Source organism: Aeromonas sp. QDB63, assembly GCF_027707425.1.
In the GTDB taxonomy this organism is placed as follows: domain Bacteria; phylum Pseudomonadota; class Gammaproteobacteria; order Enterobacterales; family Aeromonadaceae; genus Aeromonas; species Aeromonas caviae.
In genome coordinates, this window is the sequence record NZ_JAPCIS010000037.1 from 1 (window position 1) to 20,452 (window position 20,452).

Consider the following 20,452-nt stretch of genomic DNA (forward strand, 5'->3'; position numbering starts at 1 on the left):
CCGGAACCAGTGATTGGTTCCGGATTGTCCTACAGCAGAAGGATCGGTCAATGGATCCTTAACTGATCAGCATTGCGCCAATGCGGGGCCTTGTCGTATCGGGTCGTGGCCATCAGGCACTGAGGCGGAAGCGCTGGACCAGCCCCTCCTGCTGCTCGGCAAGGGAGTCGAGCTGCTTGCTGGTCTCGGCGACCCGCTCTATGCCCTGATAGTTGAGATCCGAGATGTCGGAGATGCGGTTGAGGTTGGTGGCGATGTCGGCGCTGGTGGCCTGCTGCTGCTCGGCGGCGGAGGCTATCTGGCTGGACATGTCGCTGATGAGCACCACGATGCCCTGTACCTCTTCCATGGCGTTGTTGGCCTGGGAGCTCTGATCCACGCAACTGTCCATCTCGCGGGAGCACTCCTGCATCACGTTGACTGCCCGGGCGACGCCTTGCTGCAGGTTCTCGATCATGGTCTGGATTTCGCTGGTGGACTGGGCGGTGCGGCCAGCCAGGTTGCGCACCTCGTCGGCCACCACCGCAAACCCGCGTCCCTGCTCGCCGGCGCGGGCCGCCTCGATGGCGGCGTTGAGGGCCAGCAGGTTGGTCTGCTCGGCGATGCCGCGGATGACGTCGAGGATGTTGCCAATCTGGCCGCTCATGGCGCTCACGTCGCCAATCACCTTGCCGGTCTGCTGCAGCTTGCCCGCGAGCTGGTGGGTGGTGGTGATGTTGCCTGCCATCACTTTGCGCCCCATCTCGGAGGCTTTCTCCACATCCTGCACCCGCTCCAGGGTCTGGTTGGCGGCCTGGGCCACCTCCCGCACCGAGGCCTCCATCTGGGTCATGGCGGCGGCGACCGAGGCGGTCTCCTGACGCTGTTTCTCCAGATCCGCCCGCACCGATTCGGTGGTGTGGCGGTTGTCGTGGGCGGCGCTGTTGAGCTGGGTCGACGCCTGGGAGAGCTGCTTGAGCACATCCCCCATCTGGTGGATCAGCAGGTTGATCTGGCTGGCGAGCTGGCCGAATTCGTTCTGGCTCTTGAAGCCGACGCGCTGGGTCATGTCACCCTGGGTCACCTCGGTCAGCACCCGCAGCAGCTCTTTCAGGGGGCGGCGGATGGCCTTGCCCAGGGTGAAGGCCACCAGGATGGCGACGAAGATGGCGATGGCGATGCTGATCCCCTGGGTCAGGGTACTCTGGGTCTGCACCCGATCGGAGGCCTGGATGCTGGCGTTCATCAGCTGCTGGCTCTGGGCGGTGATCCCCTCCAGCTTGTTCTGGATGCTGAGGATGAGCTGGCTAGCCTGCTTGCTCTGCTCGCGCATGGCCTGCTGCTGCTTCATCAGGGCCAGGTATTGGGAGAGCACGCCGTCATTGCCCGTGGTGTCGCGCACGAAGCCATGGACGTAGTGGCCCATGTTGTTGTCGAAGTCCTTGAGCTCCCCCTGGAGATCCTTGATGGTGCTGTTGAAGCCCTCGATCTGCATCTTGTTGCGCTTGAGCGCCGCCTCGATGGGGGCGGGGATGCTCTGGTTGAGGGCATCCATGGTGGAGAGCTCGATGGCGGATAGCTTGGTGGTCAGGGTCTCGGAGAGCATCTTGATGAAGCTGTCGTCGATGGTGACCATCATGTCCCCCAGGTTCTTCTTGAACTGGGGCAGGCTGACCTGGAACTGGCCCTTGGCCTGATTGACCTTGTGCAGCCGGGTGAGCAGGGCCTCGTGTTCGCCGGGCAGGGTCTGGGTCAGTTGCAGGTAGTCATCCACCAGCTTGACGAGGACTGTCATGTCCGCCTGCAATTGGGGATGCACCGCCACCTGCTGCTTGAGGCTGGCGACCATCTTGTCGACCTGGCCCTTGGCCTGTTGCAACTCGGCCACTTCCGCCGGCAGTTGCTTGAGATCCTGCTCGGTCAGCACGTCGGTGAGCCATTTGTTGGCGCTGAGCAGGCTTATCTGGGTCTGGCTGCTGGCGAGTACCAGCGGCATGGACTCCTGGGTCACCTGATCCAGGGCGCCGCTGAGTTCGCTCTGGCCGCGAAAGGTCAGTACCGCACTGGCGACCATGACGGCGACCAGGATGGCAAAGCCCAGATAGACTCTCTGTAGGATCGAGAGGTCTGACATTGTTTGTTTCATTATTGTCCCGCTGTCTGTGCAAAAGTCCCTTGCCTGAGTACCCCGTCCCTTTGATACCCTGCATGCCCCGAAGGGGATGCCGTTGTGGTTCGCGGGACGTCTCCTCGCTATCGGTATTCTTCACAATAACTGAAGCGATTGGGACAACGGCTGTGCCAAATGTCGGCTTGTGTCACACTTGGCGCGTTGCGGCGGCCTGTTTGGGAGCCGCTTGAGCTTTGTATTGAATTTTCTTTTTCCTATAAAGGAGTTACCCATGGCGCAAGAAACCATTTTCAGCAAAATCATCCGCAAGGAGATCCCCGCCGACATCCTTTATCAAGACGATCTGGTGACCGCGTTTCGCGACATCCAGCCCAAGGCCAAGACCCATATCCTGATCATTCCCAACGTGCTCATCCCCACCGTCAACGATGTGGAGCCGGATCACGAGCTGGCGCTGGGCCGGATGTTCACCGTGGCCCGCAAGCTCGCCAGCGACGCGGGCATCGCCGAGGACGGCTACCGCCTCATCATGAACTGCAACCGCCACGGCGGGCAGGAGGTCTATCACATCCACCTGCACCTGGTCGGTGGCGAGCCCCTGGGACCCCTGCTGAGCCTGTGATGCGCCTCGTCCCGTCGACCGGCCTGCTGTTGGCCGGTCTGCTGCTGGGAGGCTGTGCCTCCCAGTGGAAAGACATGTTCGTCTCCTACTCGGATCAGATGGTGCCTCTGCGCAACCAGCTGCTGCTGGGCCATGCCGCCGAAGCCCTGCCCGAGGTGCGCGAATCGACCCCGGGGGACGACACCTTCGTGCTCGACCAGCTGGAGAAGGGGCGCATCGCCTGGCTGGCGGGTCAGGACGGCCCCAGCAAGCAGGCCTTTGCCACCGCCGACAGCCGGCTTGCGTGGGAAGACAATCAGGCCGAGTACCGCCTGAGCCAGGGACTGGCCCAGGCGGGCAGCCTGCTCACCAACGATCAGACCCTGGCTTACCAGGCGCCCGATTACGAGCGCACCATGCTGCACCACTATCTGGCGCTCAACTACTTGCAGCGCGGGGATGCCGACGGCGCCCTGGTAGAGGTGCGCCGTGCCAACCAGGTGCAGGAGCAGGCCCTTAAACGGCGGGCCGACGAGGTGCGCAAGGCCGCGCAGGAGGGGGAGCAGGAGGACGAAGCCGGGGAGATGCGCCAGCTGATGTCGCGCGGCGCCCCCGAGCTCGATCGCCTGATAGGCCAGGTGAAAAACGGTTTCCAGAACGCCTACACCTTCTATTTCTCCGGCGTGCTCTACGAGGCGGCCGGGGATCTCAACGATGCCTGGGTCGATTACCAGCGCGGCTACCAGATAGCGCCGGACAACCAGAGCCTGCAGGATGCCTTGCTGCGCCTGGCCCGGCTTCGCGGCTCTCCCGAGGAGCTCAAGGAGACCGAGCAACGGATGGGCCGCAAGGCGCCGCCCTTGGCCAAGGATCAGGGCCAGCTGGTGGTGCTGTTTGAAGATGGCCTCATCCCGGCGCGCCGTGAGCTCTTCCTACCGCTGCCCATCTCCACCTCCAGCGGCGATTTTCGTACCTTTACCGTGGCGGTGCCCTATTACGACAATCGGGCCAGCGACGGCGCCCCGCTCACCCTGTCGGTGGGCAAGGGGGTGGCGCAGACCAGCGAGCTGGTGAGGCTGGAGGCGTTGGCGGCCAAGGATCTGCAGGAGCGGCTGCCTGGCATGCTGACCCGGCAGGCCCTGCGGCTGGTGGCCAAGGAGCAGGTGCGGCGCACCGCCGCCAAGGAGGGGGGGGATGTGGGCAACATCCTGGTGGGGATCTTCAACACCCTCTCGGAGCGGGCGGATACCCGCAGCTGGCTGACGCTGCCCGCCAAGGCCTCGAGCTGGCAGGGGATGGTCCCGGCCGGGAACGTCACCCTGACCCTGGGGGCGGGCAGCGCCATGCGTACCCTGCCACTCAGCGTCCACGCCGGGCGCACCACCCTGGTGTGGGTACAGCGCCTGGGGAGCGGGCTCACGACCCGGGTGATGCCCCTCTAGGGGGAACCGGATATGGCAACTCAGATGAATGACCGGTCGGGCCGACGGCCACCGGCAAGGAGAGCAAGATGAAAGCACAAGGGTTGGCCCTGGGCCTGGTTCTGCTGCTGGCGGGCTGTGCCACCAATACTTCCGGCGTGGCGCTCTATGGCGCGGCCGGTGCGGCGGCGGTGGCCGAGCAGCATCAAAACGTCAACGTCACCCTGACCGAACTCAGCCGGCGCCAGCAGAACGGCCTGTTGCAGGTCAACGTGGCGGCGGCCAGCACCCAGCGTGGTGACAACAGGCTGCAATATCTCTTCTACTGGTATGACGACGCGGGGCAGGAGGTGGCCAGCGATGGCCGCGGCTGGACCCCCCTCAAGTTGCATGGCTACCAGACCCGCACCCTGTCCGCCCTGGCGCCGAGCCCGGCCGCCCGGGGTTACCGGATTTACGTTCGCGAAGTGATGGAGGAATCCTACTGATGAAAATGAATCATGCCCTGCTGATCCTGACCGGCGCCCTGCTGCTGGGCGGCTGCTCCAGCACCACCGTCAGCTATGGCGATCCCACCGAGACCGAGACGGTGACCGTCGATTACGGCTCCTCCGACTTGCAGGCCATCGCCGACAAGATGGCGGATTCCATGCTGGCGTCCCCGGCCACCAGCGAGATCACCGCCGGGGGCCGCCCGGTGATGTTCATGGACTCCATCCGCAACAAGACCTCGGAGCACATCGACACCGAGGCCATCACCGACACTATCCGCACCAAGCTGCTGCGCTCGGGCAAGTTCCGCTTCGTGGACATGAGCAAGGTGGCGGCGGTCAAGCAGCAGCTCGAATACCAGCAGGGCAGCGGCATGGTGGATCCCGCCACCATGGTGCGGCTCGGCAAGCAGACCGGTGCCCGCTACATGGTCTATGGCAACCTCGCCAGCATCGTCAAGGACAACGGCAAGGTGAAGGACGTCTACTACCAGATGACCATGAACCTGATGGATGTGGAGAACGGCGAACTGCTGTGGGCCGATCAGAAAGAGATCCGCAAACAGGCCAAGAAGTCCACCTTTGGCTGGTGAGGACCCGCGGGGGCAGGGGGATCTGGCGGAGCTGGCGCTCCTCGCCAGCCTGCCGGCGCCCTGGGATCAGGGGCGCCTTGAGCCGCTGGGCCAGGGCCTGACCAACGGCAACTACCGGCTCTGTCTCCCCACTGGCGAGCAGGCCTTCCTGCGCCGCGGTCATCCGGATCCGGTGCGCCTTGGCATCGACCGGGCCACCGAGTGGCAGCTCTACCAGGGGGCGGTGGGGCAGGGGCTGGCGTTGCCCTGTCATCACGGCGATCCCGCCACCGGCCTGATGCTGCTGGCGTGGTGCGACGAACCCAACTGGGCCGAGCAGGCGCCGCCTCTCGCCGCGCAGCCCCGCCTGATGGCGGATGTGCTGGTGCGGCTGCACCGCCTGCCGGTGCCGACCGTGGTGATGGCGGTGCGGGCCCACAGCGGCGGGTATCGGCAGCGTCTGGCCCATATCCCTCCCTGGCTGCCCGCCCTGGAGCGGGCCCTGCTCGCGAGCCGGGAGCCGGACGACTGCTGGCTCCCTTGCCATCACGATCTCAATCCGGCTAACTTGTTGGGGGCGCGGCCCTGGGTCATCGACTGGGAGTACGGCGCCGCCGGTCATCCTGGGTTCGAGGTCGCCAGCATTCAGCGCACCCACGGCTGGAGCGAAGAGCAGCGGTGCCAGTTGGAGAGCTGCTATCTTGAAGCCATGGACGGGGCAGCGACGGGGCTGGGGCCCCGGGGATTCCAGGCCGATGCCTTCCTGCCCTGGGTCGATTACATCGGCCTGCTGTGGGCGCTGCTGATGGCCGAACAGCAACCCGGGCCCGAGTATCAGGCCCTGATCGACATCAACCGCCAGCGCCTGGAGTGATGCCCGGCAACGGCCCGCGCGACGCGTGTATTCAATGAATGGGAGGCATGCATGGTGACCACATTCTCATGGCGTCAACCGCGTAGCTGGAGCCTGCTGCTGCTCTGCCTGCTGCTGACGGGTTGCGCCACCCGGGTGATCTACTACTGGCTCGACTCGGCCATCGTCTGGCAACTGGACGACTACTTCTCCCTGGACCGCAGCCAGAAGAAGCTGCTGGACCAGGAGGTGAAGGGGCTGATGGCCTGGCACCGGCAGCATGAGCTGCCCATCTATGCCCGGGATCTCGACGCCCTGGCCAAGGCGGTGGCCAGCCCCATGAGCCCTGCCCAGGTGACCCTGCATCTGGACAGAACCCAGGCGAGCCTGACCCGTACCCTGGAGAACGCCATTCCCCGCACGGTGCGCCTCGCCAAGACCCTGACCGACGAGCAGGTGGCTCGCTTCATGGCCGATCGGGTGACGCGCCAGCAGGAGCGTCAGCACGATTTTGCCACCCAGTCGAAGGCCGAGATGATCAAGGGCTTTCGGGAGAAGATGAACGAGCGCCTGGTGTTCTGGATTGGCAAGGTGAAGCCGGCCCAGGAGCCCCTCATCACGCAGTGGGCCGAGTGGCAATACGAGATGATGGCCCCCTGGCTCGACTTTCAGGAGGCCTGGACCAAGGAGCTGGATCGGCTGATGAAACAGCGCCAGAGCCCGGATTTCGGCCAGGAGCTGACCCGCTTGCTCCAGCAGGGGGACGGCCTGATGGATGGCCGCTTCACCGGCTACACGGACCAGTCCCGCCAGCGCACCATCCAGTGGCTGAGTGATCTCAGCCACTCCATGGATCTCTCCCAGCGGGCCCACCTCTACACCCTGCTCAAGGACTATGCCGAGGACTTCGAGGGCATGACCCGCAGCCGCTGAGGACGCGATGAGACAACACAAGGGCGGCGGGCCCCGGGCCTGCCGCCCTTGTTCTTGTGGGGCAGGCTGTGGTAGCTTGCCCTTTCTATTGTGTGGGAATTAACTTTTGAACCTGACCGACAACGTGAAACTGGCGGCGATGACCCTGCTCATCACCCTCGCACTGTTGTTCTCTACCCTCTCGGTGGAGGGGGTCAAGGTACCCGCGTTCCAGCCCTCGGCCCAGCAGGCCCACTCGCTGGCGGAGGGGGCGGCGCCTGCCGACGCAAGCCCGGCGGCCCACGGCGTCAGCGGCAGTGACGATGGCATCGTCAAGTTCGTCGGCTCCCACCAGAATCACCTGCTGCGCCTCGAGCACTCCCTGAGCCGCGATCATCAGCCCGGCAGCGTGGTCTACGAGCTGGTGATGAGCTGGTCCCAGCAGGCGATCCTGCTGCTGCTGTGCGGCCTGCTGTTCTATGCCGCCCTCTTCTACCCGGGGACGAGCTTTCGCGATCACTTCGCCGGCATTCACAGGCGCCGCCTGCAGCGCCGGCATCTGCAGTACCGCTTCGCCCAGAGCTTCCTCGCCTGACCCCGATGGGGTCAGCTTGCCACCTGTTGCCTCATCTTCTCTCTGTTGCTGTTCACTTTTAGTGAACGGCTAGGCTGTCTTGTTTCATTTTTTTGCACGGCGCGACCCCGGTGTCGCCCCTTGCCATCGCCTGACAGAGGCCGATTTCATGAGAAAAAAGAGTCATACCGTGTTGAACCGCATGAGCCTGTGGCAGTACGCCCTGTTGCTGCTGATGCTGGTCACGTTCGCGTTCTATTCCCTGCCCACCTTCTTCGGTGAGCAGCCCTCCCTCGGTCTGCACGGCCAGTCGCGCCTGAGCGACGCGCAGCGCACCCTGCTGGCCGAGAACCACATCGACCCCCTCAAGCAGATCGCCCAGGGTGGCCGGATAGCGCTGGTGTTCGCCAGCCAGGGGGAGCAGCAACTGGCCAAGCAGTTGCTGGAGCAGCAGGGGCTGGACAGCGCCGCCCTGACCCTGGAGTTCTACTCCAACGCCCCGGCCTGGATCAGCCGGCTCGGCGCCGATCCCATCAAGCTCGGGCTGGACCTGCGCGGTGGCTCCCAGCTGCTGATCGGGGTGGACGTGGATTTTGTCATCGACAACCAGACCAAGAACCTGGTGGATACCCTGCGCACCCGTTTTCGCGAGGCCAACCTGCGCGGCGCCAGCGTGATGCGCACCGCCCAGGGGAGCGTGGCCGTCACCCTGCCCGACGTGACGGGGCAGGAGGCCTGGCTCTCCATCATCAAGGAGAGTGCCGGTACCCGCCAGGATCAGTGGACACTGAGCCGCTCCGGCAATGCACTGACCCTGGTGCTGAGCGACGCCGAGCGCACCTTGCTGGTGAACAACGCCGTGACCCAGAACCTGTCGATCCTGAAAAAGCGGATCAACGAGCTCGGCATCGTCGAGGCCTCGGTGGTGCGTCAGGGGCAGGACGGCATCCGCATCGAGCTGCCGGGGGTGCACAACCCCAAGCAGGCGAAAGAGGTGATCGGCGCCACCGCGTCCCTGGCCTTCTATGAAGCCAAGGCCGACAGCCGCTTCTTCATGGCGGATCGCAGCGGCCAGGCAGTGGGGCTGGCCCGCCAGCCGGTGCTGAGCGGCGAGCACATCGTCGATGCCCGCGCCAACATGGGGGAGATGGGGCAGCCCCAGGTCAACATCGTGCTCGACACCCTGGGGGGGAGCAAGATGAACCAGTTCAGCCGCCAGCACGTGGGCAAGCCCATGGCCACCGTCTTCACCGAGTACAAGACCAACGCCGAAGGCAAGCTGCGCGCCCGAAGCGAGGTGATCAACGTCGCCACCATCCAGACCGCCCTTGGCAACCAGTTCCGCATCACCGGGATTGGCAGCCTGCCCGAGGCCCAGGAGCTTGCCATGCTGCTGCGGGCCGGGGCCCTCACCGCGCCGCTGAAGATCCTGGAGGAGCGCAGCATAGGCCCGACCCTGGGTCTGCAGAACATCGAGGCGGGCTTCACCGCCCTGGCGTTCGGCATGGCGGGCATGATGCTGTTCATGATGGCCTGGTATCGCAAGTTCGGCTGGGTCGCCATCACGGCGCTGGTTGCCAACCTGCTGATGCAGGTGGGCATGCTGGCGGTATTGCCGGGGGCCGTGCTGACCCTGCCGGGGATCGCCGGTCTGGTGCTCACCGTCGGCATGGCGGTGGATACCCATGTGCTGATTTTTGAGCGGATCAAGGACCGGCTGCGGGAAGGGGGTTCGTTGGCCAACGCCATCGACTTTGGTTATCGCTCGGCGTTTCGCACCATCTTCGATGCCAACATCACCACCCTCATCTGCGCCGTGGTGCTCTATGCCATCGGTTCCGGGCCGCTGCAGGGCTTCTCCATCACCCTGATCCTGGGGCTCATCTCCAGCATGGTGACCGGCATCTGGGGCACCCGCGCCATCATCAACCCCCTGTGGGGCAACAGCCGCGCCAAGCTGCTGAGGGTATGACCATGAACCGACTTCATCACCATGACGCCGCGCCCGTGAGTCTGCATGACCTGCGCACCGACCGCTTCCTGCCGGGAAGCCTGAACCACCTGACGTCGAGGGAAGAACAATGCTGAGAATGATCCTGGCCATGGGGCTGACCCGCTGGCGCTATATCGGGCTGTGGGCCTCCGTGCTGCTGACCCTGGCCTGCGTGGCCATCCTTGCGACAAAAGGGCTCGCCCTCGGGCTCGATTTCACCGGCGGGATCCTGCTGGAGTTTCGCATCCAGACCCTGAAAGAGGCCCATGAGCTCAATGCTCTGCTGACGGCGCCCCTGGCGGGGGTGGTGGAGCTGCACGGCGCCGGTGTGCCCGGCGAGTGGCTCATCAAGCTGCCCCCCCACGCGCTGCCCTGGGCGGCGGAGGATCTGGCGACCATGCTGGGGCAGCAACTCGCCTTGCCGGTGGAGCTCTTGCGCACCACCATCGTCGGGCCCCAGGTGGGCGCAGAGCTGTTCCAGCAGGGGATGCTGGCGGTGCTGGTGGCCTCGCTCGCCATCTCCGCCTACCTGGCGGTGCGCTTCGAGTGGCGCCAAGCCATCGGCATCCTGGTGTCGGTACTGCACGACGGTCTGGTGGCCATCGGGCTGCTCGCGCTCTTTGACATCGAGTTCGACCTCAACGTCATCGCGGGCCTGATGGCGGTGATAGGCTACTCCCTCAACGACAGCATCGTCATCTCGGACCGGTTGCGGGACTTGCTGGGGTCTCGTACCCGCATGGGGATCCACGAGTGCTCGGACGTGGCCATCAAGGCCACCTTCAGCCGCACCATGATCACTTCGGGCACCACCCTCTTCACCGTGGGGGCCCTGCTCCTGTTCGGCGGCGACGCCCTCTACGGCTTCTCCTTCACCCTGTTCGCCGGCATCCTGGTGGGGACGCTCTCCTCCATCACGGTGGCCTCCACCGTGCAGGAGCTGCTGGGGCTCTCCCCCCAGGCCTACCAGAAAAAAGAGGATGAGCTGGCCGAGGCGGCGTGACCGGCGAGCGCCCTGTCACGGGGCTCATGGGCGGCCAGTGCGGCCGCCCCGGGCAAAAAAGGAAGGCGAATGCCTTCCTTTTTCCATTCTGCCAGAGGGGGGCGGCGGTCCCGAAGGCCGGGTTGGGGCGGCGGGTGTGACGCGGCCGAGCAGAAGTTGAAAAGTGTAATGAAATGCATGTTTTAGGCGCTATTTTCGGGGCCCGCATCGGCTACCCTGGCAGGGAGTCTATGGATGGAGTAAGCACTCATGAATATCGCTCGTCGGCTTCAACTCATTGCCCTGCTGGTCATGCTGGCCCTGGGGTGTCTCAGCTGGTTCAGTATCAGCAGACTCTCCTCCGCCAATGCGGATCTCAGCTATGTAACAGACAACACAGTCCCCAGCATTTCCACGATCAAGGAGATACAGACAGACTTCTACGCCCTGCATTCATTGATCCAGGCGCACGTGCTCAACACCGACGACGGCAAGATGAGTCAGATAGAGCAGAGCATTGCATCCCTTCACACCAAGATGGACGCCCTGCTGAGCCAGTATGAAAGCGGGATGATCTCCAATGAGGAGGACAGGCAGCTCGTCGCCGATGATCGGCGCCTGGTTGCGCAATATAACCAGTCTTCTGAAGACGTCCTGCGCCTGTCCCGCGAGAACAAGAATGTGGAGGCCAGAGAGGCGATCGACGCGGAGCTTGCCCCCTTATTTGAGCAGCTTTCCCAGGCCATCGACAAGCACGTCCACTTCAACATCCAGCAAGGTGACGCCGTCAAGCTGCGAGGCGAGCAGAATGCCGATAGCAGCATGCAGGCCCTGTTGTTCATCTCGGTGGGCACGGGAGCCCTCACGCTGGTGCTCTTTCTCTGGCTGTTCAGGCAGGTCGCCAATCCCCTCCGTCTGGCCATGGCGACCCTGTCCGAGATCCAGCGCGACCTGAACTTCACCCTGCGGGCCAATGTGAGCCAGTAGGACGAGATCGGCCAGACGCTGACGGCGGTCAACCGCCTGCTGGACACCTTGCAGCAGACCTTCACCGAGTTCTCGGTGGGCAGCCTGCAGATCAAGAGCACGGCAGAGTCCCTCTCCCAGGCGGCCCAGCACATGGCGGAGTCTGCGAGTCAGGCCAATGACGCCACCAGCCTTATCGCCGCCGGGGTGGAGGAGATGAGCGTGAGCATCACGGACATCTCCCAGCGCACCCAGGAGACCAGCCGCATCACCAATTAATCCGGCAAGCTTGCCAGTGACGGCGGGGCCACCATAGAGCGCACTGTGCTCGCCATCAACGACATCGCCGACGCCATTCGTCAGGCCTCCCGCGATGTGACGGCGCTGGGGGAGGGGATCTCCCGCATCGGTGGGGTGGTGAACGTCATCAACGATGTGGCGGGGCAGACCAACCTGCTGGCGCTCAACGCCGCCATCGAGGCGGCGCGGGCCGGTGAGCAGGGACGCGGCTTTGCGGTGGTCGCCGACGAGGTGCGCAAGCTGGCGGAGCGGACGGCCCAGTCGACCCAGGAGATCTCAAGGACGGTGGAGGCTATCCAGCAAGGGTCCGAGGCCACGGTGGCCAGAATGGTCCTGGTGGAGGAGAAGGTGGCGCAAGGGGTGGCCATGGCGACGGAAAGCGGGGCCATCATCACCCAGATCCGCCAGGCCTCCCATCGCGTCATGGATCAGGTCGGCGAGATCACCCTGGCCATCCGCGAGCAGACCTCGGCGGCGGAATCCATCGCCCTCCAGGTCGAGCAGATAGCCCAGGTGGTGCAGCAGACCAGCAGCACGGCGGAGGAGACTTCCGCCGCCGCAGAGGAGCTGAACGTGACCACGGAGAATATCCACCAGCAGATCTCCCGCTATCGCATCCAGTGATGCGCGGATCGGTTGTTCTCTCCCCGCCATGCCCATGGCGGGGATTTTTTTATGTCAGAACCCCGAACCGGGCTGTTGCAGGAAGGCGGCCTCTTCCTCCGTGCTCGCCCTGCCCAGGATGGCGTTGCGGTGGGGGAAGCGGCCAAAGCGCTCGACGATCACCTGGTGGCGCCGAGCAAAGTCGGCAAAGCCTTCGAAGGTGGCCCGGGCCGGGCCTGTGGCCTGCTCGTCGGCCAGGGCCTCGAACAGGGCGACGCTTCTGGCCTGCTGCTCTCTGGACTCCGCGTGCTCGAGGGGCAGATAGAAGAAGACCCGGGCCAGCGGCGAGAGCCCCTTGTCGACCCCGAGGGTGAGCCCCTTGAGGCACAGCGCCCTGGCCTTGTCGTCCTGGGCGAAGGCGGCGGGGGTGTGGCGGTGAAGGTTTCGCGGCAGCTGGTCCAGCAGCAGGATGAGGGCCAGGCGCCCTGCGGGATCGCCCTCCCAATGGGCGAGCTCGCCCGCTGCGGCACGGGCCGCCAGTTCGCCGAAGCGTGAGGCCAGCAGGGCATCGGTCTCGCTGCTCTTGCCCCACCAGAGGGGGGCCTGACGGGCGGCACGGGGAGCGTCGTCTGCGTCATCGCCAAACCAGAAATCGAGCAGAGGTTGCCAGGGTTGCATGGGAACTCCTTGGGCCGGTGGCCGTGAAGTGAAAACGGAGCAGGGGATCTGCCATGGGGGGCTGCCGCCGTGGCGGCTTCCCGTTACACTGTGCCATCTTTTGCCCCAAAGGGTGATCCCCGGATGGGCCAGTGATCCCCTGACCCCCTCATCACCCTGACCGGGGCAGCCCGGATGTGTCCCACTCAATAGAAGGAATGCCAGATATGGCCGGAGCCAGTTTGTTGACCCTGCTCGATGATATTGCCAGCGTGCTCGATGATGTCGCCCTGATGACCAAGGTGGCGGCGAAGAAGACGGCCGGGGTGCTGGGGGACGATCTCGCCCTCAATGCAGAACAGGTCTCCGGGGTGCGGGCCGAGCGTGAGCTGCCGGTGGTGTGGGCGGTGGCCAAGGGATCGTTTCGCAACAAGCTCATTCTGGTGCCTGCCGCCATCGCCATCAGCGCCCTTATCCCCTGGCTCATCACCCCGCTCCTGATGCTGGGGGGGGCCTACCTCTGTTTCGAGGGGGCGGAGAAGCTGGTCCACAAGTTCCTGCCCCACGAGGAGGAGGCGCATCAGGCGGCGCCGGTGCCCGAGGATCTGGCGGCCTATGAGCGCCAGAAGGTGAAAGGGGCCATTCGCACCGATTTCATCCTCTCGGCGGAGATCATCGTCATCGCCCTCGGAACCGTGCAGGGGTCGAGCCTGGGCCTGCAGATCGCCGTGGTAGCGGGCATCGCCCTGCTGATGACCGTCGGGGTCTATGGCCTGGTGGGGCTCATCGTCAAGCTCGACGACATCGGTCTGCACCTGCTGCAAAAGCCCGATGGCGGCGCCGTGCGCCGGGCGGTGGGGCAGGGGCTGCTGGTGACGGCGCCCCGTCTGATGCACCTGCTTGCCCTGGTGGGCACCATCGCCATGTTCATGGTCGGCGGCGGCATTCTGGTCCATGGCTGGCCCTTCCTCCATCACCTCATCGAAGGGACGGCGGGCACGGTGGCCGCCCTGCCCGGGGTCGGCGGGGTACTGGCCGTGGTGACGCCCACCCTGCTGAGCGCCCTGGCCGGCGTGGTGGCAGGGCTGGTGCTGGTGGTGGCCATGACCCTGGTGAGCAAGCTTCAGCCCGCCAAATAGGTCGCTTGTCGGGGGAGGGCCGACAGGGGCCGTCGCACCCGGGGGCGCTCTTCTGCTGGTTGCCTCGAATGGGGGCTAGGCAAGTGCCTGGCCCCCTTCGTACTATCCGGTTTCACCCGCCCGCAGAGGCGGGATGACCCGATATGGACGCAAACAGACAAGGACAACCATGAAACCACCCGTTTGGCGAGATGATCACATCTATGCCGCCCCCGACGATCCTGCCATCGAGGCCGCCTTCCAGGAGGCTGCCCGTGCCCTTACCCGGCTTGACGCCCTCCTGGCGGACCTGCCGGATCCCGCCCATCCCGTTGCGGATGCCAATGCCCTGCGCCACCTGTTGCGGGCCATCCGCCGCGAGGCCAACGGGGTGAAGACCCTGGCCTGGAACAGCCAGGTCTATGGTTACAACCGGCTGAGCCAGAACGGGCGCGACGAGGAGGCCCGGGTACTGCTCTCCCGGGGCCAGCAGCTGGAGGCTACCCTGGCCCAGCGCAGCAAGCCGGTGGACCTGTTCTGGGTTCGCGCCCCCGAGTCACTGGTGCGCACCCTGCTGCAAGACCCCGAACTCTTCGAGCTGGCCTACCACATCCATCACGACAGAGCGCAGCAGGATCAGTGGCTTTCGCTCGAGAGCGAGCAGCTCATCGAGGGGTTGGCGGTAGACGGCCTGCAGGGGTGGGGGGATCTCTATGACAACCTGGTGGGGCGGCTGCTGCCGGTGGTGGAGGGGGTGCCCATGGGGCTTGCCCAGGCGGACAACCTGCTCGCCCACCCGGACAGGGCGCGGCGCGCCAGTGCCTGGCACGCCATCCAGGGCGCCTGGGAGGCGGAGCAGGAGACGGTGACCGCCATTCTCAACGCCATCAACGGCTGGCGCAACGAGCTCGGCCGCCAGCGTGGCAAGGGGCGCAGGCTGGATGCCCTCGAGGTCACCTGCCATCAGGAGCACATCACGGGCGCGACCCTGGAGACCCTGATGGCGGCGGCCGGGGAGCACAGGGAGCTCGGGCGCCGCGCCTTGAGGGCCATGGCCTGTGCCCAGCAGATCACCGACTTCGCCCCCTGGGATCTCTTTGCCCCGGCGCCCCAGGCCGTGCACGGCAAGTTCGGCTTCGAGCAGGCGCTGAATCTGGTGATGGAGGCCTTTGCCGCCTTCGATCCCGAGATGGGGGCGTTTGTCCGCATGATGGCCGACAAGGGGTGGATTGATGCCGCCCCGAGCGAGCACAGGCGAAGTGGCGCCTATTGCACCGAGTATGCCGATCCGCCCGAGCCAAGGGTCTTCCTCACCTTCGAGGGGACCATGGACAACGTCATCACCCTGGCCCATGAGCTCGGCCACGCCTGGCACAGCTGGTTGCTGCGGGATCTTCCCTTCGAACAGCGGGGCTACCCCAAGACGCTGGCGGAGACCGCCTCCCTCTTTGCCGAGATCCTGGTGCGCGATGCCCTGCTGGCCGCCACCGACAAGGTGGAGCAGCGCCGGGCCATCGCCTGGCTGGACGGGGAGCGGGCCGCGAGCCTGCTTCTCGACATCCCCGCCCGCTTTGCCTTCGAGCGCGCCCTGGTGACGGCGCGGGAGGCGGGTTACGTGGGGGCGAGCCAGATGCGGGAGATGATGAAATCGGCGCAGCAGCAGTGGTATGGTGACGCCCTCAGCCAGTATGACGAGCTGTTCTGGGCCAGCAAGGGTCACTTCTCCATCGCCGAGTCCGGGTTCTACAACTACCCCTATCTGTTTGGCTATCTCTTCAGCCTGGGGCTCTATGCCCAGCATGCGCGGGCCGGGGGCGAGTTTGTGCCCGCCTATCGCGCCCTGCTGCGAGATACCGGCCGCATGAGCGCCGAGGCGCTGGTGGAGAAGCACCTGGGGGTCGACATCCGCGAACCCGGGTTCTGGCAGGAGAGCCTGCGCTATGTGGAAGAGGCGGTGGTGCGCCTCGAGCGGCTGGTGTGATGCCTGCCCGCGAAGGTGGTGGCTCTGGCCACCTGGATTTCACGACGGGCCAGGCCCGTCCCTGACGATGAGCGTTCGATGCAACAACGAGTCTATCCACAGCAGTGGCAAAATGATCACATCTACCCCTCCCTCGACAGCTGTGTCCTCGAGGCGGACATGAGCCTGGCCCGCGCCAGCCTGGCCGAGCTGAGCGGTTTTATCGAGGGACTGGCCCAGGTTCCGCGCACCCCAGGCGCCTTGCAGGACTTCCTCAGGGAGGTACGCCTGCGGGCCCGGCGCATTCGCGACATCGGCTGGAACATCGCCGTGCTGGCCGCCTGCAAGGGGAGCCAGGACGCCCGGGATCCCCTCGCCAAGCAGGTTGCCTCCCGGGCCCGTGCCCTCAATGCGGATCTGTTCAAGACGCTTGCCCCCATCGAAGATCTGATGCTGGGGCTGCCTGCGCCCGAGTTTGAGCAACTGATGGCCGACCCCCTGCTCGGGGAGGAGGGGTACCGGCTGCGCCACGAGCGTCGCCTGCAGGATCAGCGGCTGCCGGTGGAGGCGGAGCAGCTGGTCATCGGCCTTGGCACCGACGGCCTGCACGCCTGGGGCAACCTCTACAACGATCTGGTGGGCAAGATAAGGCTGGTGATCGCGGGTCGCGAGATGGGGTTGGCGGAGGCGAGCAACCTGCTCTCCAGCCCGGATCGTGCCCTGCGCAAAGAGGCCTTCGATGCCATCAGCGCCGGCTGGGAAGGGGAGCAGGAGACGGTGGCAGCCATCCTCAACGCCCTCAACGGCTGGCGCCTGGAGCTCTCGCGCCAGCGCGGCAAACACCGGCGCCTCGATGCCCTGGATCTCTCCTGCCACCAGAGCCACATCGAGCGGGCGACCCTGGATACCCTGATGGCGGAGACCTGGCAGGCCCGCCATCTGGGCCAGCGGGCCCTGGGGCTGATGGCCGGTCACCTCGGCCTCGAGGTGCTGGGGCCGGAGGATCTCTTTGCGCCGCCCCCTGCCGCCAGTCGCCGGGAGATCCCCTTCGAGGAGGCGGTCGACATCATCGCCCAGGCCTTCGCGCGCTTTGACCCCGAGATGGGGGACTTTGCCCGCATGATGGCCGAGCGCGGCTGGATTGATGCCGCCCCCACCCCCAACCGGCGCACCGGGGCCTATTGCACCAAGTTTGCCGAGCCGGTGGAGCCGCGGGTCTTCATCACCTATGCGGGCACCATGGACAACGTCATCACGCTGGCCCACGAGCTCGGTCACGCCTGGCACAACTGGCTCATCCGCGACTTGCCCATGAGCCAGCGCAGCTACCCCATGACGCTCGCGGAGACCGCCTCCATCTTCGCGGAGACCCTGGTGCGCAGCGCCCTCTACGAGCAGGCCCGAAGCGCCGAGGAGCGTCTGGCCATTGCCTGGGCGGATGCCGATGGCGCCGCCACCTTCCTGGTCAACATCCCGGCCCGCTTCGACTTCGAGCGGGCCCTGGTGGCCGAGCGCGAGCAGGGCTATGTGTCGTCGGCCCGGCTCAAGGGGCTCACCGACGAGGCCTGGGGGCGCTGGTACGAGCAGAGCCTCGACCGTTATCACCCCCTGTTCTGGGCCGCCAAGGCGCACTTCTCCATCGCGGGCTTCGGTTTTTACAACTACCCCTACCTCTTTGGCTATCTGTTCAGCCTCGGGGTCTATCAGCAGCTGATGAGCCGCCAGGCCGCAGGGGAGGCGGGGGTGGCGAAGGCCTACCGCGCCCTGCTGCGAGACACAGGTCGCATGAGCGCCGAAGAGCTGGTCGAACGGCATTTGGGGCAGGACATTCGAAAACCCGCCTTCTGGCAGGGGAGCCTGGCCCTGGTGGAAGCGGCGGTGGCGCGCTTCGCCCAGTGCGGCGGGTAACCTCGCCAGACCCGGTTTGCGCCATGTCCCGCCGGGGCATGGCGCTGCCACAGCGGCCCCGACGCGCGGTTTGGTGGCCCGAAGGGGCGTGATCCAAAGCAAGAAAGTGGGATGTTTTGGTGGCGCAAGGCCCTGTCGCTGGGGTAGTTTCGATAGAACCGACACAGTTTTTGAGGTCTTGTCCATGATCATCTATCTGCATGGCTTTGATGCCACCAGCCCCGGCAATCATGAAAAAGTGCTGCAGTTGCAGTTTATCGATGATGATGTGCGTTTCGTGCACTACAGCACGGTTCACCCCCGCCACGACATGAGCCACCTGCTCAAGGAAGTGAAGAAGCAGCTCGACATGAGCACCGATCCCAAACCCCTCATCTGCGGCGTGGGCCTGGGTGGCTACTGGAGCGAGCGGATCGGGTTTCTGTGCGGCATCAAGCAGGTGGTCTTCAACCCCAATCTGCACCCGGAAGAGAACATGCAGGGCAAGATCGACAGGCCGGAGGAGTACGAGGACATCGGCACCAAGTGTGTAACCGAATTTCGTAATAAAAATTCAGGAAACTGCCTGTGCATCCTTTCCGTTCAGGATGAAATCCGCGATAATCGGGACACTGAACGTGAATTGAAGAACTATTACGACATCGTATGGGATGAGCGCGAGACCCATAAGTTCAAGAACATCTCGCACCATCTGCAACGGATGAAGGCCTTCAAAGAAGCCTGAGCCATCACGTCAACCGATTTCGTTTTAGGGAGCCAATGGCTCCCTTTCGTTTTGAGGAACCAAGGAAAATCATCATGATGAATATTGTCGTTGTAGGCGGTGGCGCCGGTGGTCTCGAGCTTGCGACCAGCCTGGGCCGCAAGCTGGGCAAGAAGAACAAGGCCAGGATCACCCTGGTGGATCGCAATCGCACCCACCTGTGGAAGCCCTTGCTGCACGAAGTGGCCACCGGCTCCATGGATGCGGGCATCGACGCCCTGAGCTACCAGTCCCACGCCAAGAACCACGGCTTCGAATTCCAGCTCGGCAGCCTGACCGACATCAAGCGCGACGAGAAACGCATCGTGCTGGCGCCGATCCACGACGAGAGCGGCGCCCTGGTGGTCAACGAGCGGGAAGTGGCTTACGACATCCTGGTGATGGCCATCGGCTCGGTCTCCAACGACTTCAACACCAAGGGCATCAAGGATCACTGCATCTTCCTGGACAGCCCCTCCCAGGCGCACCGCTTCTACAACAGCATGATGAACCGCTTCCTGCAGTTCGCCACCGAATACCAGCCCGGTGACAAGGTGAAGATCACCATCGTCGGCGGCGGCGCCACCGGCGTCGAGCTCTCCGCCGAGCTCTACAACGCGGTGGAGCAGCTCTACGCCTACGGCTTCAAGAACCTCACCACAGACAGCCTCAAGGTGACCCTGGTGGAAGCGGGCCCTCGCATCCTGCCGGCCCTGCCGGAGCGCATCAGCGGCTCCGCCCATCAGGAGCTGGTGAAGCTGGGCGTGGACGTGCGCACCGCCACCATGATCACCGAGGCGACCAGCGATGGTCTGCACACCAAGGATGGGGAGCTGATTGAAGCAGATCTCATGGTGTGGGCCGCGGGCATCAAGGCGCCGGACTTCATGAAGGAGATCGCGGGCCTGGAAACCAACCGCATCAACCAGCTGGTGGTCCACGAGACCCTGCAGACCACCCGGGACGAGAACATCTTCGTCATCGGCGACTGCGCCGCCTGCCCACAGCCGGACGGCAAGTTCGTGCCGCCCCGCGCCCAGTCCGCCCACCAGATGGCGACCCAGGCGTTCAAGAACATCCTGGCCAAGATGAATGGCGGCGAGATGAAGCCTTACCGCTACCACGACCACGGCTCCCTGGTATCCTTGAGCCGCTTCTCCACCGTGGGCAGCCTGATGGGCAACCTGATGCGCGGCTCCATGATGGTGGAAGGCTACATCGCGCGCCTGGTCTACATCTCCCTCTACCGGATGCACCAGGTGGCCCTGCACGGCTACATCAAGACCGGCCTCATCATGCTGGTGGGCCGCATCAACCGGGTGCTGCGCCCGAGCATGAAGCTGCACTGAGTGCATGGCGGCTGCCGCTGCGAACATCAAAAAGGAGAGGCTTGCCTCTCCTTTTTTTATGGCCGACGCGGGGCGCTCCTGGCGGCGCCTGCCGCCGTTCAGGGCGAAGACGCAGAGGGCCGGTGCAGCTGCCGTCGTGTCTGCAGCATCAAGGCCCCGCTTTCATCGTGGCCGGAAGCCCTCTCCCCAGCACCGGTGCCCAAGGTCGCTTTGCGGGGGAAAGTGTCACGACACAGGCCCTATGGATGGCACCTTGATGAACCTGGCTGGCGCTGTGCTTGAAGCCCCTGGCCACGCCGGGCTTATGCTTTGGCAAACGCCTTGCTACCATGACGGCAAC

General features: G+C 64.9%; 16 protein-coding genes and 1 pseudogene. 15 read left to right on the plus strand and 2 right to left on the minus strand.

All coding sequences use genetic code 11. From position 1 onward, the window contains the following. Nucleotides 1-112: 112 nt before the first annotated feature. Nucleotides 113-2,125, minus strand: a complete 2,013-nt coding sequence (locus PG879_RS17685) for a methyl-accepting chemotaxis protein (RefSeq protein WP_041212848.1) — start codon at nt 2,123-2,125, stop codon at nt 113-115. A gap of 256 nt (nt 2,126-2,381) precedes the next feature. On the opposite strand from PG879_RS17685, the gene hinT reads away from it, so the two are divergent. From hinT to PG879_RS20550, 10 genes and pseudogenes are all read left to right on the plus strand, one after another. Then, nucleotides 2,382-2,732, plus strand: coding sequence for a purine nucleoside phosphoramidase (hinT, locus tag PG879_RS17690; RefSeq protein WP_010674343.1), 351 nt, complete (start codon nt 2,382-2,384; stop codon nt 2,730-2,732). Beyond that, nucleotides 2,732-4,153 (plus strand): COG3014 family protein, encoded by a 1,422-nt coding sequence (locus tag PG879_RS17695; protein ID WP_041212849.1) that lies wholly within the window; start codon nt 2,732-2,734, stop codon nt 4,151-4,153. The genes hinT and PG879_RS17695 overlap by 1 nt, the downstream gene beginning before the upstream one ends. A 68-nt stretch (nt 4,154-4,221) precedes the next feature. Then, nucleotides 4,222-4,620 carry a YcfL family protein gene (locus tag PG879_RS17700; RefSeq protein ID WP_041212850.1) on the plus strand — a complete coding sequence of 133 codons (399 nt, stop codon included), beginning with the start codon at nt 4,222-4,224 and terminating at the stop codon, nt 4,618-4,620. Next, complete coding sequence (gene lpoB, locus PG879_RS17705) at nt 4,620-5,216, plus strand: penicillin-binding protein activator LpoB (protein ID WP_010674346.1); 597 nt, start codon at nt 4,620-4,622, stop codon at nt 5,214-5,216. Before PG879_RS17700 ends, lpoB begins: the two co-directional genes overlap by 1 nt. Next, a complete protein-coding gene (locus PG879_RS17710; RefSeq protein ID WP_041212851.1) occupies nt 5,206-6,069 on the plus strand; it encodes a phosphotransferase in 864 nt (287 codons plus the stop codon). The genes lpoB and PG879_RS17710 overlap by 11 nt, the downstream gene beginning before the upstream one ends. A 51-nt stretch (nt 6,070-6,120) precedes the next feature. Continuing rightward, nucleotides 6,121-6,981, plus strand: a complete 861-nt coding sequence (locus tag PG879_RS17715) for a DUF6279 family lipoprotein (protein ID WP_039038970.1) — start codon at nt 6,121-6,123, stop codon at nt 6,979-6,981. A gap of 106 nt (nt 6,982-7,087) precedes the next feature. Then, nucleotides 7,088-7,555, plus strand: coding sequence for a hypothetical protein (locus PG879_RS17720; RefSeq protein ID WP_041212852.1), 468 nt, complete (start codon nt 7,088-7,090; stop codon nt 7,553-7,555). A gap of 148 nt (nt 7,556-7,703) precedes the next feature. Continuing rightward, a complete protein-coding gene (gene secD, locus PG879_RS17725; protein ID WP_041212853.1) occupies nt 7,704-9,506 on the plus strand; it encodes a protein translocase subunit SecD in 1,803 nt (600 codons plus the stop codon). Nucleotides 9,507-9,615: 109 nt separating this feature from the next. Continuing rightward, complete coding sequence (gene secF, locus PG879_RS17730; RefSeq protein WP_223952509.1) at nt 9,616-10,530, plus strand: protein translocase subunit SecF; 915 nt, start codon at nt 9,616-9,618, stop codon at nt 10,528-10,530. 249 nt (nt 10,531-10,779) lie between these two features. Then, nucleotides 10,780-12,399: pseudogene (locus tag PG879_RS20550) on the plus strand (methyl-accepting chemotaxis protein). 54 nt (nt 12,400-12,453) lie between these two features. On the opposite strand, the gene PG879_RS17750 reads toward PG879_RS20550, so the two are convergent. Continuing rightward, complete coding sequence (locus PG879_RS17750) at nt 12,454-13,056, minus strand: DUF924 family protein (protein WP_041215410.1); 603 nt, start codon at nt 13,054-13,056, stop codon at nt 12,454-12,456. A 206-nt stretch (nt 13,057-13,262) separates the two neighbouring features. Between PG879_RS17750 and PG879_RS17755 the strand changes: the two genes are divergently transcribed. The 5 genes from PG879_RS17755 (at nt 13,263) to PG879_RS17775 (ending at nt 20,112) form a co-directional block, all read left to right on the plus strand. Continuing rightward, nucleotides 13,263-14,174: a DUF808 domain-containing protein gene (locus PG879_RS17755; protein ID WP_039038966.1), complete on the plus strand. Its 912-nt coding sequence runs from the start codon at nt 13,263-13,265 to the stop codon at nt 14,172-14,174. A gap of 169 nt (nt 14,175-14,343) precedes the next feature. Next, nucleotides 14,344-16,134, plus strand: coding sequence for a M3 family oligoendopeptidase (locus tag PG879_RS17760; RefSeq protein WP_223952503.1), 1,791 nt, complete (start codon nt 14,344-14,346; stop codon nt 16,132-16,134). Nucleotides 16,135-16,212: 78 nt separating this feature from the next. After that, a complete protein-coding gene (locus tag PG879_RS17765) occupies nt 16,213-18,021 on the plus strand; it encodes a M3 family oligoendopeptidase (protein ID WP_223952502.1) in 1,809 nt (602 codons plus the stop codon). A gap of 184 nt (nt 18,022-18,205) precedes the next feature. Further along, entirely contained in the window at nt 18,206-18,745 is a 540-nt protein-coding gene (gene ycfP, locus PG879_RS17770) for an alpha/beta hydrolase YcfP (protein WP_005331594.1), read from the plus strand. A 74-nt stretch (nt 18,746-18,819) separates the two neighbouring features. Beyond that, nucleotides 18,820-20,112 carry an NAD(P)/FAD-dependent oxidoreductase gene (locus tag PG879_RS17775; RefSeq protein WP_223952501.1) on the plus strand — a complete coding sequence of 431 codons (1,293 nt, stop codon included), beginning with the start codon at nt 18,820-18,822 and terminating at the stop codon, nt 20,110-20,112. The last annotated feature ends 340 nt before the right edge of the window (nt 20,113-20,452 follow it).

What these genes read in the sequence shown, in the direction of transcription:
- PG879_RS17685 (WP_041212848.1), bottom strand. Translation starts at nt 2,125, where the DNA reads ATGAAACAAACAATGTCAGACCTCTCGATCCTACAGAGAGTCTATCTG.
- hinT (WP_010674343.1), top strand. Translation starts at nt 2,382, where the DNA reads ATGGCGCAAGAAACCATTTTCAGCAAAATCATCCGCAAGGAGATCCCC.
- PG879_RS17695 (WP_041212849.1), top strand. Translation starts at nt 2,732, where the DNA reads ATGCGCCTCGTCCCGTCGACCGGCCTGCTGTTGGCCGGTCTGCTGCTG.
- PG879_RS17700 (WP_041212850.1), top strand. Translation starts at nt 4,222, where the DNA reads ATGAAAGCACAAGGGTTGGCCCTGGGCCTGGTTCTGCTGCTGGCGGGC.
- lpoB (WP_010674346.1), top strand. Translation starts at nt 4,620, where the DNA reads ATGAAAATGAATCATGCCCTGCTGATCCTGACCGGCGCCCTGCTGCTG.
- PG879_RS17715 (WP_039038970.1), top strand. Translation starts at nt 6,121, where the DNA reads ATGGTGACCACATTCTCATGGCGTCAACCGCGTAGCTGGAGCCTGCTG.
- secD (WP_041212853.1), top strand. Translation starts at nt 7,704, where the DNA reads ATGAGAAAAAAGAGTCATACCGTGTTGAACCGCATGAGCCTGTGGCAG.
- secF (WP_223952509.1), top strand. Translation starts at nt 9,616, where the DNA reads ATGCTGAGAATGATCCTGGCCATGGGGCTGACCCGCTGGCGCTATATC.
- PG879_RS17750 (WP_041215410.1), bottom strand. Translation starts at nt 13,056, where the DNA reads ATGCAACCCTGGCAACCTCTGCTCGATTTCTGGTTTGGCGATGACGCA.
- PG879_RS17755 (WP_039038966.1), top strand. Translation starts at nt 13,263, where the DNA reads ATGGCCGGAGCCAGTTTGTTGACCCTGCTCGATGATATTGCCAGCGTG.
- PG879_RS17760 (WP_223952503.1), top strand. Translation starts at nt 14,344, where the DNA reads ATGAAACCACCCGTTTGGCGAGATGATCACATCTATGCCGCCCCCGAC.
- PG879_RS17765 (WP_223952502.1), top strand. Translation starts at nt 16,213, where the DNA reads ATGCAACAACGAGTCTATCCACAGCAGTGGCAAAATGATCACATCTAC.
- ycfP (WP_005331594.1), top strand. Translation starts at nt 18,206, where the DNA reads ATGATCATCTATCTGCATGGCTTTGATGCCACCAGCCCCGGCAATCAT.
- PG879_RS17775 (WP_223952501.1), top strand. Translation starts at nt 18,820, where the DNA reads ATGATGAATATTGTCGTTGTAGGCGGTGGCGCCGGTGGTCTCGAGCTT.